Here is a 16,475-nt window from a genome sequence, read left to right on the forward strand (position 1 = left end):
AATTAATAGTCCCATTTTATCCTTTTTTCTAATTCTTTTGGGCATTATTACTGTAATCCTTGGATTAAAAGAGATTTCCTCTGAGTATTTAGCAACAATTTTCAAACAAAAAAATGCTGGTGCTTTACTAAAAAAATATAAAAGTAAAAATTTATATTATCAAAATAGATATTTAGTTCAAACAAAATTAGAATGGCTTAATTTTACTCGAAATATGATTTTTAAAGAACAGGAGTTACTTTTCTTACTATTAATCATACTGACAATTGGAATGAATTATTTATTTGATAAAACAAATTTTTTATTATTCTATTCATTTATTATTCAATTTGGGATTAAAGAAATATTGATCATGTTACCTCTCGTAATGGGAATACATTTTAGGAAAAACAAACAAGCTCTATACAATATCAATGAGGGAAAATATCCATATCTTTTACCTAGAATCTTTTTTACTTATTTATTAAATTGTCTAGCATACTTTGCATTTGTCTTGATCATTTATTTGTTACTTGGTATGAAGAATGATGGCATGATCAATGTGATGATTTCAATTGCTTTTATAACCACACTCTCTGTTTTAGTTGGGTATTTAATTAAAATTAGTGATGGTAATAGAATATTTGTTATTTTAACATTATTAATTTTGGTAAATACAATTGATTTAGTCATTCAACAAACAATATATAGTCAATTGAAAGTTAATGTAATATACATTTTTCTTACCTTACTTATTTTCTTGATAATTAAGGTCATGTTTATTAGGAGACCTATTTTTAAATGATCACATTCATTCTTGCCTTACTTATTGTATTTATTGCTCACGAATTGGGACATATTATTTTTATTATGATGTTTAATGTAACAGAAAAAAAGCCCTTTTATTATATTGCATTTAAAATCAATATGAAATATTTTTTAGTTATACATGAGAAGTTTAATAGCCATTTAAAAAATATTATAGTTGCGATTTCAGGTTCTTTATTTCCAGTCTTTTTATCAATAATGTTGATTATAATAAAGAAAAATCAATTTACTAACACATTTCTTTTCCTGTCATTAGCAAATCTATTAATGTTACATCACCGCCTCCCTGATGGAAAAAGTATTGTTAATATTTTAAAAGAAATGAGTGAAAATAATGGTAACAACATTTAAAGTGATTTCAAGTGGAATAAGCTTTGGATTATTATATATGTTCTTGGTATTTATGAGTCCTCTTTTACTTATGTTTTTAAATTACTCACATATAAATTCAAAACCAACAATATTTGGTTTGCCTTTATATATAATAAAACTCAATGGACATCAATTTAGTTCCGAAGCCACCTTATTAGGTGTAATTTTATCGATCTTATTAGGTTTGCTATTTTATTTAATTATTCAATTTTGTGTTTCTTTACTAAAGAAGAAGTATAGATAATTCTAGTTTTAAAGGAAACCCATTTTTACTATTTTTATTGCAGTACATTAGTTTGTATTCAACTGGAAAAGGGGAGACGATAGTCATCAGGTTGAGGGTGATTTCCAAAAAAGACCATATTTATTGGTGGGAATGATATAATACTCTAAAAGGAAAAAATTTCCTAGTGTGAGGGAGATATCATGAAAAACAAAGAGACTATTACAGAAATCATTTTTAACTCAGATAAGTTCGTTTGGACCAAGAAGGGGCTTAGCATTTTATTTATCCTTCTATTTTTTATTTTACAGGTATTTGATACACAGAAACTAATAATGGAGGGGGTAATTCAGCTGGTATTAATCATCCTTTTCCTCCATATAATTGGAAAAATCATGTATTACAATAAAAAGAACCATAAGGAGACAACTCTCACGGACAAAATTTTATTGATTGGCACAGTTATTTTATTGTCCTATAATACATTTTCTCTCTTTAGCTAAAAAGATGATTAACCTTCGAAACTCAGATTAACAGCATCGCACTGGTGGTTACCATGGCAGCTTTTTCTTTCTTTTTCGGATGACTGAACGTTTACAAGGGGTGCTATAATGAGGGGTTTTAGTTTTTTTTCTGTTGTATTTGCCGTAATTGGTGTACTTTTATTTTGGTCTTCTTATATTTTTTCAGGAATGTTTGAGTCACTCATGGCATCAGGATTTGTTTTTTTAATTATGGGCTCGTTATTTTGTTACGTAGCTGTATATAGAAGTGAAAAAGGAAAAGCAAAGTTTCTATCAGTCGTGGCGTTATTTTTCTTAAGTTTCATTGTTGTTTGGAGTGACCCTTTTCAAGTTATAAGGTTACTTACTTGGATGAAGAATTAGGAAGAACTTCATCCGAACAAGGTCTTGCTGACCCTGAAAGAATAATATTACTTAATATTGGAGTGGTTCTTGTGAGGAAGATTTATCTTATCAGACATTGTGAGGCAGAAGGACAGCCACCTGAAGCGCAACTAACAGATCGAGGCCGTAAACAAGCATTAGATTTAGCTGAGTTTTTTTTAGCGATTAAAATCGACCGGATTATTTCAAGTCCCTATAAACGTGCAATTGAATCGATACAGCCACTTGCCAAAAGATTAAATGTTCAAATTGAGATTGATAGCAATTTAACAGAACGTGTACTCAGCACCACAAATCTTCCTGATTGGTCTGAAAAACTAAGAGCAACATTTGATGATATTGAACTGAAATTTGAAGGTGGAGAGTCTAGTCGAGAGGCAATGAAACGAATAGTTAAAGTGGTAAATGAAGTGTTTAGCAGTAATAATAAAAATACAATTATTGTTACTCATGGGAATTTAATGTCCTTACTTTTAAAGCATTTTAATAAAGATTTTGGGTTTGATGATTGGAAAAGCCTTCGTAATCCTGACGTATTTCTATTAATAAATGAAAGTAATAAGGTAACTTTTGAACGGGTATAGAGGGGCGATTGTTCAATTAGGGCAGTCGCTTTACTTGTTTCATTTATTGATTGTAGAAATGAAGACTTTCAGTTACTGTTGTCCCAGACCTCATGGGAGCCAAAGATGGCACTGCTTTTAATGCGCATCGAATTTACATCGGGAGTGGCTCTTAGGGAGAAGGATACGATCAGGTACATCATGGAAAAACAGCGTTTTAACCCAAATTAAAATAATGAAAAATTAAAAAATAATCGCTTACACATAAGGAGATAAAACTATGGAAAAAAACAAATTACTAAGAATGGATAATGTCGGCATCGTTGTAGAATCCCTTGATGAGGCAATCTCTTTCTTCGAGGAGATCGGCTTGAACCTCGAAGGGCGAGCCACTGTCGAAGGTGAATGGGCTGGTCGCGTAACTGGATTGGGTTCTCAGTGCGTAGAGATTGCTACAATGGTTACCCCAGATGGCCACAGCCGACTTGAACTTTCGCGATTTCTCACCCCACCTACTATATCAGATCACCGGACTGCTCCCGTAAATGCCCTCGGTTATCTACGCGTCATGTTCACCGTTGAAGACATTGACGAAATGGTATCCAGACTCACTAAATATGGTGCTCAGCTCGTTGGAGAAGTGGTTCAGTACGAGGACTCGTATCGACTCTGCTACATTCGTGGAACCGAAGGACTTCTAATCGGTTTGGCGGAACAACTCGGTAACAAATAAGTAAGTGACGTTTTATAAAAAGCCTTTACTAAAATATGCATTACTGATGTAAAAGTTGAAACAGAAAACATTCGTGAATGCGAAAACGTTATATGCCAATCCGTCTTGATTTGAAGAAAATTCTTATTCAATACAAGGGCACATTTCTGCAGCAAGAAATGCGTTCTTCTTAATGAATTGAGCCATTTAATTGAGTAAATTAGACCTATATTTAAGAAAGCTTTATCCAATTAATTTCGTATTTCAGTAAACACGATTAACTAAGGTATATTGTATTAGATTAAGGGGGAGCAAATCAAAGTGGCTGTAACTATTATTTTTATTCGAATATTCGCTTTAATTCTTTTTATGGCAGGAATATGGATGGGAAGCACGATTGATTCGTTGTTTGGCGTAATAACCATTTTAGGAGGTTTGTTATTAGGATTTTCTAGCACCTTTGAAAACAGTATAGTAATGAATAAAAAGTCAAAGGTTTTTCTTTATACATCTTTTGTATTCCTACTAAGTTTAATGTCATTAGCTTACTTAGCTATGGTTCATTTTTATCTTTAGTTCTTACAGAAACGGGCGCACTTATTGAATAAGTAACAAATATTATAGGTGGTGTTTTTTTGAAAAAAGAAGTAAAAAATGATTTAAGTAAAGTTATATCCGTGACTGTTGTAGGTACAATTCTAATATTATTGGTTCCTGTTCTTTTTTTGTTAGGTTCTCCATAGATGTATTCCATTATAGGGGGCAATTGTTGAATATCATTAGTCTAATTCTTCGGTAAAAATAGAGAGAAATTAGACTTTTTTTCTCCTAAAATCCTACGTTACAAATCCACTTTCCTTGATATTGCTTATTTGGTAAACGACTTGGCGATAGATGGTAAATCTCGTGTATTCGCTGGTAAAAAACATGACAGAAGTGGTACATTCTTATGGCCGTAATTTCTTATATCTTTGGATGATTTTACGGAAGCTACCATCGGCTTCATACTTTGCGACAGCTAGTTCATCAAGCGATTCTGGCAATCTGATATAAGTTCAGTTGAAAAAAATTCCGAGTAGTTCTCCAAATGATAATCAGCTACATCACTTTGACCTTGGAAAATGCACGTTGAAATTCCTAATTCCTTTGCGGGTAATAAATCCAATTCTCTGTCCCCAATAACTAAATCGATTCTGTGTTTTGTGTGTAAATGAATATAGGCTGATGGATTGGGTTTACGAGGAAAACCGTCGTCTATTGTTACCATGTCAACAAAGTATTTATCCCATCCGTAGTATTTTAAGATGGCTAAAACCCCGGACCTATGTTTATGGGTCATGATAACACTTTTATTGGCGAATTTTAAGATTTCTTCTACATGATCAAACGGTTTAACGTCCTTTGGGGATAATTTCTTTTTTAAATTTTTAATTTCTTCTTCTTGATTGCTGGAAATGTTATAGAAATCAATTGCGTGGGAATAGGAAATTTTTAACTTTTCATAGATTTCCTGATTATCCACTTCATTTCCTAAAACCTGAGTGAGTATTTTTGTATAGGCAGGATAAGTATCAAATAATGTTCCATCAAAATCCCATAAAATATTCAAAGAAACCACCCTTTTTATCATTATATCAGTATAAATTCGTTAGGATAACGGAAAATTCCTTCTCCTGTTAACAAATTGAAGTTCCATTTTCAGTGGAATTGAAATAATGCCTCTATATTGCTGGGGACTTATTTCCATTTTAAAATACAAACCTTGACCTTTTATTATCCATAATCTAGAATAAATGTAATAATTAGAAGAGCGATGAAGAAGAATAGTAAATGTTAGGAGCGCTGCAGAGAGCTGATGGTTGGTGAGAATCAGTGCGGGATGAATGTTGAATGGGCTTCTGAGCTACTAGACTGAAATAAGTAGTAGGTCTAGCGGAGGGTCTTACCGTTAAAAGAGACGAAGTATCGAAACACATTTACTGTTTTTGTACGGATAGTGCGTTTACTTATGTGAACGAATGAAGGTGGCACCACGGGTTACTCGTCCTTATTTTTTGGATGAGTAGCCCTTTTTGTATTTAATTTATATTTTTTCGGGGGTCAATTATGAGAAAAACGATTTTAACTGGAATAAAACCTACAGGACAAATACATTTAGGTAATTATATTGGTGCAATAAAGCCAGCCTTGGAGCTAGCTAAGGAACCTGATTATAAAGCAGCATACTTTGTTGCGGATTATCATGGTCTTACAAGAGTCCATGATGCGGAGGAATTTAGACAATTATCATATGGAATAGCGGCAACATGGTTAGCGTTGGGGCTTGACCCTGATAAGGTAATCTTTTATAGACAATCTGATGTCCCCGAGATATTTGAATTGAACTGGATCCTTAGCTGTTTTGCATCCAAGGGGTTAATGAATAGGGCTCATGCCTATAAAGCTATTGTTGATAGCAATAAAAGATCGAATAAAGATAACGATTTTGGTGTTAACATGGGCGTATTTAACTATCCCATTCTAATGGCTGCTGATATTTTGATGTTTAAAACCGAAGTGGTTCCTGTGGGAAAAGATCAAATACAGCACGTAGAAATTGCTAGGGATATTGCTGAAAGTTTTAATAATAATTATGGTATGACATTCTTGTTACCCGAATACAAAATACAAGAAGATACCGCTGTACTACCTGGATTAGATGGTCGGAAAATGAGTAAAAGTTATAATAATACGATCCCACTTTTTGAAGAACCAAAAAAATTACAAAAACTCATTAATAAAATCAAAACTGATTCAATGCCACCAGAGGCACCGAAGGACCCTGACTCATCAGTCTTATTTATGTTATATAAAGAATTCGCTTCTGATATTGAAGTTAAACAGATGAAAGAGCAATATATAAATGGTATCGGTTGGGGTGTAGCGAAAAAGGAATTGTTTCATGTAATGAATCGATTTATTGAAGGACCACGGGAGAAATATCATGAACTAATGTCCTCTCCAGAAACAATAGATAAAATTTTAAAAGAAGGAGCAGAAAAAGCGAGATCAATAAGTGCTCCATTCTTAAAAGAAATTAAGAATAAAATTGGGTTTTATGTGTAGAAACTTTGTAAAATAACAAGATTCAGCTGCCGTATTAGGCCATGACAAACCTTCGTTTTTTGAGGATCTTGATAGTCCCTAAAAACAATTTTGGTAGTAGATGTAGAGCCCATCAATATCTACTTTTCTTTAAAAAACAACCCGGAGTGCGGAAGTAGAACCCGGCTACATCTACTATTTCATAAAATTTAATAGAGAGAATGAAGGGATTTAAAGAAAAGTAAACAATAAGCACTTGATTGCCTTTTAGGCAACAGGTGTTTTGTTTTTCGTAAGAAATTGAAACTTTGGACGACATTGGACGATGTTCTACCGAAATTCATAACTTATGATGGTTGAACCAACATGATAGGATGCTAAGGGAGGTTTTTGTTGAAATAAATGGGAAAAAGTTTAGCATAGTAAAGCGATTATATAAATGCCCCTATATTCTATATATTACCAAAATGTTATTTCCATATTTTCCAATATACGGTATAGTATGTTACATAGAATAATAGAGTAGGGGTCTATTTTAATGGAAAAACAACTGAGCCAAGAGCTTCGGAATGAAGAAGCACAACCAATGGAAACGAATATGGAATCAATCATCGCAAACTATGGGGGAAAATTGAGGACATTTGCCTTTAGATTTGTTCGGAGCTGGGATCTAGTGGACGATATTATGCAAGAGGTTTATTTAAAAGTTTTTTTAAAGCTAGACACTGTAATCAATCAAAATACCTTAAACTCCTGGTTATATACCATTACAGCCAATCAGTGTATGGACTATCTTCGTTTAAAATATGTGAAAGCCACTATACTTACGGAGAATTTAGAGAGATTGATAATCATAAATGGTGAATCAGTAGAGAATGAAATCATTTGGAAGGCAGACAGGCGCAAACTTCATAAGATTATCTCTGCTCTACCAACGCATTATAAAGAACCCCTAATATTATACTATTTTCATAACTTCACCTATAGAGAAATAAGTGAAATTCTAAGGATCAGTATGCAAAATTTAAAAACGCGGATTCATAGAGCGAAAAAGATGATTAGAGAAAAATATTTATCCATGATAGAAAACCAATGAACAGTACTTCTAAAACATTTTCAAAGGAGGAGGGGGACGTTGCTTAGAAAAATGTTGTATTTGCCAGTGAGAGCAATGGCTATTATCGCTGGATTACAACCACTATTATAACGCTCCCGATAAAATTACCGAAAAGAGTAAAAAGTCTTGTCGACTTTACCGCCACTGCTCCAGAACTTCTCATTATCTTTCTACTTCAGTATCTGTGCATTTATCTATATAAAGCCTATGATATCAAGCTTTTTCGTCTATATGGTTTCTTTAAAGATCCCTATTTAGCACCCAGCTTTATCACTTCCGCTCTACCTACCATATTCTTAATACAATTGGTGTTAAAAGAGTTCGTAAACGAAGAGCGACAAGACCTAAATCAGTCAGGAAAGGCTAACCCCAAAATTTGTTATGTACCTACAGCAAGTGGAGACGCGGATCGTTGCATAAAATGGTTTTATGACTTCTTTGAAAAACAACCTCTAAGAATAACTGAAGAACATAGAAGGAATTTTACAAAATCCTATAAGCAATATAATAAAATGTAAGCAAATACTCCCTTACTTCCAAATGGTTGTGAATGTAGTATATAGTATTTCATAGGTAATAGGATTTATAGGTTATTTTTAAATGAAGAGCAAAATGTTGGAAGTAATAGAAAGGAAGGTTGGAACGATGGATTTCGAAATGGTTATGCAGGAATTGGAAGCGCTCGGTAAGGAACGGATGAAGAAGATGTACATAAACAACGGGGCACATGAGCCGCTTTTTGGCGTGGCAACAGGCGCGATGAAGCCGCTTGCGAAAAAAATCAAGATCAATCAGCCATTAGCTGAGCAGCTGTACGCCACCGGGAACTACGATGCCATGTATTTTGCCGGCGTTATTGCGGACCCCGTGGCAATGACGGAGACAGATTATGAGCGTTGGATGGATGGGGCGTATTTTTATATGCTGTCCGATTATGTGGTTGCCGTAACTCTATCAGAAAGCGAAATCGCGCAAGCAGTTGCCGATAAATGGATTGCAAGTGGTGAAGAACTGAGAATGTCAGCAGGCTGGAGCTGCTATTGCTGGCTATTAGGGAATCGTCCGGACGGTGAATTTAGTGCCAGTAAGATTGCCAGTATGCTTGATCAGGTGAAAAATGCGATTCACGATGCCCCTGAACGAACAAAATCAGCGATGAACAATTTTATCTACACAGTTGGGATTTCCTTTTTGCCGCAACATGACAAGGCGGTTGAGACCGCAAAGGCAGTAGGCCCTGTCGAAATCAAACGGGAAAAGAAAAAGAACAGTATCCTGCTTGCTTCCGAAAATATTCAAAAGGAAATAGATCGAGGGAAGCTTGGTTTCAAACGTAAACATGTACGGTGTTAGCATAGTTTGTCGTCTAACTTCATTATAGTTTTTGAACAAAAGATTAGATGGAATATTTAGAAAAATGATGCTATTGTCATATTGTTGTTTTTTTGCACCGTGATATTATTAAGTTAATAGTGTAATATTCGATCACATGTTACTGATCCTTTGCAGGCATGGTGGTAAGTAGGAGGACTCTTCAATCCTTTTATTGTACCTCCATGCCTTTTTTATTCATTTGATTGTAAGCGCCATCAGCGTTTAATACATAGGAAGCTGCCTACAATAAAATTAGTAAGAAGGGGGGAAGCTCAGACTATTCTAGAGAGAAAATTAGTCGGTAAAAGATCTTTCTTTTTCCAAAATACAGGGAGGTAGAGCATGAGAAAATCAATTAAGCAGTTAATCATGTCCATTATGGCCGTTGCGTTAGTGTTCACAGGGATTCCACTTTTGGGGTCTGGAGAGGCGAAAGCGGAGGAAACGGGTGTCCGCGATTTAGTGATTGACCTAAATGTTCCTCAAGTTACGAGAGAAGTGAAAGACAACAAGCTTGATTTACGCGCACTTCATGTTTATAAAGATGGGCATTTTTTACTTGCTTCGGAGAAATTGTCGTGGAAGTCTTCCAATAAAAATGTTGCCTCTGTGACTTCGACTGGAGAAGTTACTCTCTCCGGTCACAATGGGAAGACGTTTATCTCTGTTAGTGATGGAAACGTTAGTGATCGAATTTCGATTCAATACAAAGGCAATCAAGAAAAAATCTTAGTTGAAAAAGAAAAAGGGAGCCGATATGATTTGATCGGGAATGCCATCAAGCACATGTCGATGGAGGAAAAAGTCGGACAGATGCTAATGCCAGACTTCCGAACATGGAAGGGCAGTAATGTCACGACTATGAATGCTGAAATTGCTCAGCTTGTAAAGGATTACCATCTGGGCGGTGTGATTTTATTCCGTGAAAATACGGTTACGGCTGACCAAACTACCAAGTTAGTTAGTGCCTATCAGGAAGCTGCGGATAAGGTTGGACTACTGATTTCCATTGACCAAGAAGGGGGAATTGTGACACGCCTTCAGACGGGGACCAATTTTCCTGGAAACATGGCACTTGGGGCAACACGGTCTGAAGAAGCAGCTGAAAAAGTCGGAAAGGCAATTGGTGAAGAACTGAGTTCCCTCGGAATTAATATGAATTTTGGGCCCGTCATGGACGTCAATCTAAATCCTGATAATCCGGTCATCGGCGTTCGATCATTTGGTGAGAATCCAGAGCTTGTCGCGAAAATGGGCAAAGCCTATATTAAAGGTCTTCAGGAAACAGGAACGGCTTCAACGGCAAAGCACTTTCCAGGCCATGGCGACACGGCGACCGATTCGCATTTAGGCTTGCCGGAAGTTCCACATGATATCGACCGTCTGAAAAAAGTGGAATTATACCCATTTCAGCAGGCCATGGATGCGGGGATTGATGCAATTATGACGGCACATGTGACCTTCCCGAAAATCGATGATACAAAGGCGATATCGAAAAAGGATGGAACGGAAATTGCGATTCCAGCTACGCTATCCCATAAGGTGTTGACAGGGCTTATGCGTGAGGATATGGGCTTTAAAGGTGTGATTGTGACGGATGCCATGAACATGCAGGCGATTTCGGATCACTTCGGCCCAGTAGACGCAGCGATTCGTGCTGTAAAGGCGGGAGCGGATATTCTTTTGATGCCGGTCGGAATTGAATCTGTGGCCAATGGTCTCTATGATGCGGTAAACTCTGGTGACATTCCGATTGATAGGGTAGAAATGTCTGTTGAACGCATACTAACCTTGAAATTGAACCGGGGAATCGTGAAGGCTGAGGTAGAAAAAAGTCTTGATGAAAAAGTGGCTAACGCAATGAAAGTGGTAGGATCTGCTGAACATTTGGCAGTAGAAAAAGAGGTAGCGGCCAAATCCATTACCCTTGTGAAAAATAGTGGTGTTCTTCCTCTTCATGTAGGGGCGGAAGAGAAGATTGCCGTAGTGGGCTATTCCGGTTACTATATGAATTCACTGGTGAATGAGGTCAAAAAGCATCATGCAAACGTGACCTATATTAATACTTCAACCACACTGACAGCAACGCAGTTAAATCAAATTAAGGACGCAAAATATATTATTGCTGGAACCTATACTTCAAGCGTGTCAGGAAGAGCGCCGAATGCCAGTCAAATGTTGATGACAAAGCAGCTGATTGGAACGGGGGTACCCGTAGTTGCGGTGGGCGTTAGAAATCCATATGACATCATGTCCTACCCAGATGTGGATGCCTATCTTGTTCAGTACAGCTACAATAATGCAAGCTTTGAAGCGACGGCAAATACTATTTTTGGAGAGAACAATCCAACCGGAAAGCTACCTGTTACGATTTACAATCAAGATGGCAGCGTGCTATACGGATATGATCATGGGTTAGGCTATTAGTTTATCGCTTATCTTTCCTAGCGTAAAACAGTAAAATATCAGTCAAAATGAGTGTCAAATTGTTTATGGCGTTTGACGCTCATTTTTTTTTGTTGTATAGCGACTTTGTCCAATTTTTTTAAAAAAATTGGAACTTTTTGGTTCTATTTTCGTATATATTGTTAGGCAGGTGTTTGATGAGGCTATCGAGATATTATTCTTAACAAGAAAGAGGAGGAACGTATGGCAGTCAATGCTTTAGAAGTACGATCGTTAACGAAGGTCATCGGTAAGAAGAAGATAGTAGATGATGTAAGCTTCAGCGTAAACAGAGGGGAAATCTTTGGTCTTCTGGGTCCAAATGGTGCAGGGAAAACAACCATTATCCGGATGATTGTCAGCTTGATCAAGCGGACAGATGGAGCGGTTAGTGTAAATGGACATAACCTCGATGGGCAATTTAAAGAGATGATGAGTGAAATTGGGGCGATTGTCGAAAATCCGGAATTTTACAAGTATATGAGTGGCTACAAAAATTTAAAGCACTATGCGAATATGGCCATTAAAGAAGTGTCAGATGAGCGGATTATGGAAGTGGCTAGATTAGTAAAATTGGACGATGCCATTCATCAAAAGGTTAAGACCTATTCGCTTGGAATGAGGCAGCGGCTGGGCGTGGCGCAGGCGTTATTACATAACCCATCATTGCTTATTCTTGATGAGCCAACAAATGGCTTGGATCCTCAAGGAATTAGAGAATTTAGAGATTACTTACATGCCCTTGCCCATGAAGGAATTTCCGTGCTGGTATCCTCTCATCTTTTAGCTGAGATGCAGCTGATGTGTGATCGATTTGCCATTATTGAAAAGGGAAAACTGATACATATCTCTTCCATGAAAGAAGCGATGGAGGAAGACGAAAAGACCGAAGTCATTTTTGAGGTGAGTAGCAGTCAAAAAGCAGTGGATGTGCTGAAAGGACAAGCTGCCGTTTCCAGTATCAAGGTGCTGGCAGATGACCAGTTCTCCGTCCATGTAGAAAAAGCTACGATTAGTACTATTAATAAGCTATTGATCTCAAACGATATTGATGTCTATGGTATTAGCAGAGTAACTGTTTCGCTAGAAGACCGCTTCTTAGAAATAACAAACAAAGAGGTACGGGAGAATGGAGGTGTCGTGCAATGATTGCATTAATTCGTAATGAACTTATGAAATTGTTTCAAAAAAAATCGAGCTGGATTTATCTTATCATCATTGTCATCGCAGTCATTGTAGGGGGGATTATCTCCAATAAAGTATCAGATGAACCCGACCCGAATTGGCGGGCTGGGATGAAGGCTGAGATTACAGAGTTGCAGCAAAATGCAAAAAATGCACCAGATGAAGAAAAACAGTTTTTTACAAGCGAAATTGAACAAAAGCAGAAATATCTCGATGAAAATGTTAACCCAAATGCGGTCAGTAACTGGCATTTTCTGAATAATGTTGTATACCCCATGACGACGCTAGTCACTTTGCTGGCTGTAATTGTATGCAGTGCAAGTGTGTCTGCTGAATTTGCAGATGGAACGATTAAGCAGCTGTTAATTAGACCACATCAGAGATGGGCCGTCCTCCTGTCTAAATATATTTCATTAATGATCTATTCGCTTATTCTGGTGGCAACACTTATTGTTGCTGGATATCTGGTTGGTTTGATTACATTTGGTAATGGTGACTTTTCAGCAAAAATCTTTGAGCTGGCTATAGATGGACAGAAGGAAGCCGCAGTCGGCCCGCAGTTCTTCCTTAAGATGGCCTACTACCTTCCAAGTCTGTTGGTGATAACGGCGATTGCCTTTATGCTGTCCACTTTATTTAAAAGTCAGGCATTGGCGGTGGGAATTGGAATCTTTGTTCTGTTTGTTTCTTCCACACTGGGCGGGTTGATTGTTATGCTGGCAGAAAAATACGAGTGGGCTAAGTATTTGATATTCCCGCATCTCGATTTAACCATTTATGCGCTCCAGGATAAGATTTTAGGAGACATTACTTTGCCGATATCACTGGCCATCCTGGCCGTGTATTATGCGATTTTTATGATCCTGACTTTCGTCTTTTTCCAGAAACGGGATATTAGTATATAAGAGAAAAATGGGAATAGAGCTAAATACTCTGTTCCCATTTTTTTATTCTGAAACCTGATAGAAGGGAGGGACGATGCTTCCTTTATATATTCATAAAAAGGGCCTTCCGTTCCATGACCTTCTGGAGGATTAGACTTGAGCTGCTATGCCGAGGTAGTCTCTTGCTGGGCTGCCTTTTTACTAGGCATGAAGAGTGTCACAATGAGGGCTAGGATCCCGACAATGGCGATAAACATATAAGCAGAACTGGTACCATGGATAGACGCCTCTGTTATCAATTGAGCCTTGGACTGCACATTGCCAGATTTCATCAACAGTTCCGCCTGATGCGTTGAGCTGTTCGTCATGATTGTGATCACCAGTGCCGTTCCAATTGCGCCTGCTACTTGGCGTACGGTGTTCGTAACCGCTGAACCATGAGCATTTAATTGTTTTGGAAGGGCATTGAGTCCCGCAGCATTGATCGGCATCGTTAAGAAACTAATCCCAATTCGTAAGATGATGGTCCTCCACATTAAATAAGTATAGGTCGTCGTTTCACTCAAATCGGTCACTCCCCATATTGCAGGGATAATAAAAATGAGACCAATAATAGCAAGTGGCTTTGCCCCGAATTTGTCGAATAAGCGACCAGATATAGGTGACATCAACGCATTTAATAAGGCACCGGGCAATAGCAGTAAGCCAGTATCAAGAACGGTGAATCCACGACTGGACTGCAAATAAATTGGAAGTAAAATCATATCGCTATACATGATCATCGTTACCAAAATACTAATGATCGAACTCATCGTGAACATCTTATTCGAGAAAACGCGAAGATTGAGCAAAGGTTCTTTTGATGTAAGCTGACGCCAGCAGAACAGGATTAGAAAAATAACACCAATAGCTAAAAAGGTCAACACCACAGTGCTCCCCCAGCCTTTGCTCCCGGCACTGCTAAACCCATAAAGGACCCCGCCGAATCCGATGGTAGAAAGAAGAATACTGGTGAAATCGAGTGTTGGCTTGGAGGTTTCTGAGACATTGACTAAATATTTGAAAGCAAATGCAATAACGATAGCGACAAGTGGTAACATACCGAAAAATAGCCAACGCCATGAGAAATGTTCGATAATGAGTCCTGCGAGCGTCGGACCAATGGCTGGTGCGAAGACGATCACAAGTCCAATCATGCCCATCGCCGTTCCACGGCCTTCTTCAGGAAATACCACAAGGACCACCATCATTAATAGCGGCATAATAATACCGGCTCCGGCTGCTTGAATCAATCGACCTGTTAATAAAATGGGAAAGTTTGGGGCAATCGCGTTAAGTAACGTACCTACTAACAATAACAGCATCGAACTGATGAACAGCTGCCGAGTGGTAAATCGTTTCATTAAAAAGGCAGTCGCAGGAATTAAAATCCCATTTACCAACATAAAGCCAGTCGATAACCATTGAACGGTTGTCGCGGAAATCGCAAATTCCTTCATTAAATCGGGTAAAGCTACATTTAAGATCGTCTGATTTAGGACGGATAAAAATGAGCCTAAGAGGAGGACGAAAAGAAGGAGTCCTCGTTTAACTTGTTGATTTGATTGATCCATAATCTATTTTCACTTTCCTTTCATCCATTAGCAAATTGACAATGAGTTAACTAATTGATACGGTGTCAATAAAATTGATACTATCATGTAAGTGGTAATAAAACCATTTACACTTTTGAAATATCTGTTGACTAATTGACGATGTGTTAATTGTTTGTCGTAAAAGTGCCAAATTATAGTCAAAGGATGGATAAAATGTCTAGCAATAAGAATAGTAAGGTGGATCCCCGAATTATCCGAACGAAGAGGATGTTTAAGGAAGCACTGATTTCATTGCTCGAAGAGAATGTTGATAAAAGTAAATTGACTGTGCAAAGTATCGCGGATCGAGCCGAATTAAACCGGGCCACCTTCTATTTGCATTATCGTGATATAGAGGATTTAATGGAACAAATTATCGAAGAGGTGCTTGCGGAAATGTCTAATACGATCACTCCTTCACCTGTGAATCAGCAGTCGATTGGAAAGGGGAATCGAGCATCTGGGTCGCGGTTGATTTCTTTTCTAGAGCATATTCACCAAAATGCCGGTCTTTATCAAGTGTTGCTGGAGAATAAGGAATTTCGCAAAAGAGTGTTTGGTATCCTTTTAGATATCGTGTCTCTCTGGGGAGAAGACCGCAAGGCAAAGGGGCGTTCGTTTAAGGTGCCTAATGAGATTATTGTTTCTTCGTCACTCGGCATCGTGTCATGGTGGCTAGCGGAGGGGACGCCTTATAGCTCGAGTTATTTGGCTAAACAGATCGTTCGAATGGTATAGATCTTCGCATGGAAAACGACTAATGCCCATGAGCGATTAAAAAAATAAAAAACGGTAACTAGTAGCGGCGGCCAGTGCCCGTGAACGAAGAAAAAGATAAAAGACGGTAACTAGTAGCGGCGGCTAGTGCCCGTGAACGAAGAAAAAGATAAAAAACGGGAACTAGTCGAGGTGGCTAATGCCCGTGAACGAAGAAAAAAATGAAAGACGGTAACTAGTCGAGGTGGCTAGTGCCCGTGAACGAAGAAAAAGATAAAAGACGGTAACTAGTCGAGGTGGCTAGTGCCCGTGAACGAAGAAAAAAATGAAAGACGGTAACTAGTAGAGGCGGCTAGTGCCCGTGAACGAAGAAAAAGATAAAAAAGGGGAACTAGTAGCGGCGGCTAATGCCCGTGAACGAAGAAAAAAATGAAAGACGGTAACTAGTAG

The 16,475-nt window shown here is 37.7% G+C and carries 14 protein-coding genes, 1 pseudogene and 1 other annotated feature; of the genes and pseudogenes, 13 read left to right on the top strand and 2 right to left on the bottom strand.

The features are described 5' to 3' along the window. From TY15_RS24630 to TY15_RS07750, 5 genes are all read left to right on the top strand, one after another. Nucleotides 1-784: hypothetical protein (locus TY15_RS24630; RefSeq protein WP_042374288.1), on the top strand; the 784-nt coding region annotated here is incomplete at its 5' end. Further along, nucleotides 781-1,158 carry a hypothetical protein gene (locus tag TY15_RS07720; RefSeq protein WP_040203440.1) on the top strand — a complete coding sequence of 126 codons (378 nt, stop codon included), beginning with the start codon at nt 781-783 and terminating at the stop codon, nt 1,156-1,158. The genes TY15_RS24630 and TY15_RS07720, both read left to right, overlap by 4 nt. Before the next feature lie 1,115 nt (nt 1,159-2,273). Continuing rightward, entirely contained in the window at nt 2,274-2,894 is a 621-nt protein-coding gene (locus tag TY15_RS07740; protein ID WP_306454176.1) for a histidine phosphatase family protein, read from the top strand. A gap of 259 nt (nt 2,895-3,153) precedes the next feature. Next, entirely contained in the window at nt 3,154-3,606 is a 453-nt protein-coding gene (locus tag TY15_RS07745) for a VOC family protein (protein ID WP_040203447.1), read from the top strand. Between the two features lie 300 nt (nt 3,607-3,906). Then, a complete protein-coding gene (locus TY15_RS07750; protein WP_040203448.1) occupies nt 3,907-4,161 on the top strand; it encodes a hypothetical protein in 255 nt (84 codons plus the stop codon). Nucleotides 4,162-4,603: 442 nt separating this feature from the next. Here the strand turns inward: TY15_RS07750 and TY15_RS07755 are convergent, their stop codons facing one another. Further along, the gene (locus TY15_RS07755; protein WP_040203450.1) at nt 4,604-5,194 is read right to left on the bottom strand and encodes an HAD-IA family hydrolase; all 591 of its coding nucleotides are present in this window, start codon (nt 5,192-5,194) and stop codon (nt 4,604-4,606) included. A gap of 195 nt (nt 5,195-5,389) precedes the next feature. Further along, nucleotides 5,390-5,637, top strand: a binding site (T-box leader). 54 nt (nt 5,638-5,691) lie between these two features. Between TY15_RS07755 and TY15_RS07760 the strand changes: the two genes are divergently transcribed. The 7 genes and pseudogenes from TY15_RS07760 to TY15_RS07785 all read left to right on the top strand — a co-directional run bounded on the left by TY15_RS07760 (nt 5,692) and on the right by TY15_RS07785 (nt 13,695). Then, nucleotides 5,692-6,690, top strand: a complete 999-nt coding sequence (locus TY15_RS07760; RefSeq protein WP_040203451.1) for a tryptophan--tRNA ligase — start codon at nt 5,692-5,694, stop codon at nt 6,688-6,690. A 517-nt stretch (nt 6,691-7,207) separates the two neighbouring features. Further along, the gene (locus tag TY15_RS07765) at nt 7,208-7,765 is read left to right on the top strand and encodes an RNA polymerase sigma factor (protein ID WP_040203453.1); all 558 of its coding nucleotides are present in this window, start codon (nt 7,208-7,210) and stop codon (nt 7,763-7,765) included. 365 nt (nt 7,766-8,130) lie between these two features. Next, nucleotides 8,131-8,235, top strand: a pseudogene (locus TY15_RS25290) (peptidase E); the annotation flags it as partial. 196 nt (nt 8,236-8,431) lie between these two features. Beyond that, nucleotides 8,432-9,139, top strand: a complete 708-nt coding sequence (locus TY15_RS07770; protein ID WP_040203455.1) for a DNA alkylation repair protein — start codon at nt 8,432-8,434, stop codon at nt 9,137-9,139. A 363-nt stretch (nt 9,140-9,502) separates the two neighbouring features. Further along, a complete protein-coding gene (locus TY15_RS07775; RefSeq protein ID WP_040203456.1) occupies nt 9,503-11,587 on the top strand; it encodes a glycoside hydrolase family 3 protein in 2,085 nt (694 codons plus the stop codon). A gap of 222 nt (nt 11,588-11,809) precedes the next feature. After that, complete coding sequence (locus tag TY15_RS07780) at nt 11,810-12,754, top strand: ABC transporter ATP-binding protein (RefSeq protein WP_040203457.1); 945 nt, start codon at nt 11,810-11,812, stop codon at nt 12,752-12,754. Then, complete coding sequence (locus tag TY15_RS07785) at nt 12,751-13,695, top strand: ABC transporter permease (RefSeq protein WP_040203460.1); 945 nt, start codon at nt 12,751-12,753, stop codon at nt 13,693-13,695. Before TY15_RS07780 ends, TY15_RS07785 begins: the two co-directional genes overlap by 4 nt. A gap of 143 nt (nt 13,696-13,838) precedes the next feature. On the opposite strand, the gene TY15_RS07790 is transcribed toward TY15_RS07785, so the two are convergent. Continuing rightward, nucleotides 13,839-15,287 carry a DHA2 family efflux MFS transporter permease subunit gene (locus tag TY15_RS07790; RefSeq protein ID WP_040203461.1) on the bottom strand — a complete coding sequence of 483 codons (1,449 nt, stop codon included), beginning with the start codon at nt 15,285-15,287 and terminating at the stop codon, nt 13,839-13,841. Between the two features lie 195 nt (nt 15,288-15,482). On the opposite strand from TY15_RS07790, the gene TY15_RS07795 reads away from it, so the two are divergent. Next, a complete protein-coding gene (locus TY15_RS07795) occupies nt 15,483-16,046 on the top strand; it encodes a TetR/AcrR family transcriptional regulator (protein ID WP_040203462.1) in 564 nt (187 codons plus the stop codon). Nucleotides 16,047-16,475 lie beyond the last annotated feature (429 nt).

Origin of the sequence: Neobacillus jeddahensis (assembly GCF_000612625.1) — a bacterium.
Taxonomy (GTDB): Bacteria; Bacillota; Bacilli; order Bacillales; family Cytobacillaceae; genus Neobacillus; species Neobacillus jeddahensis.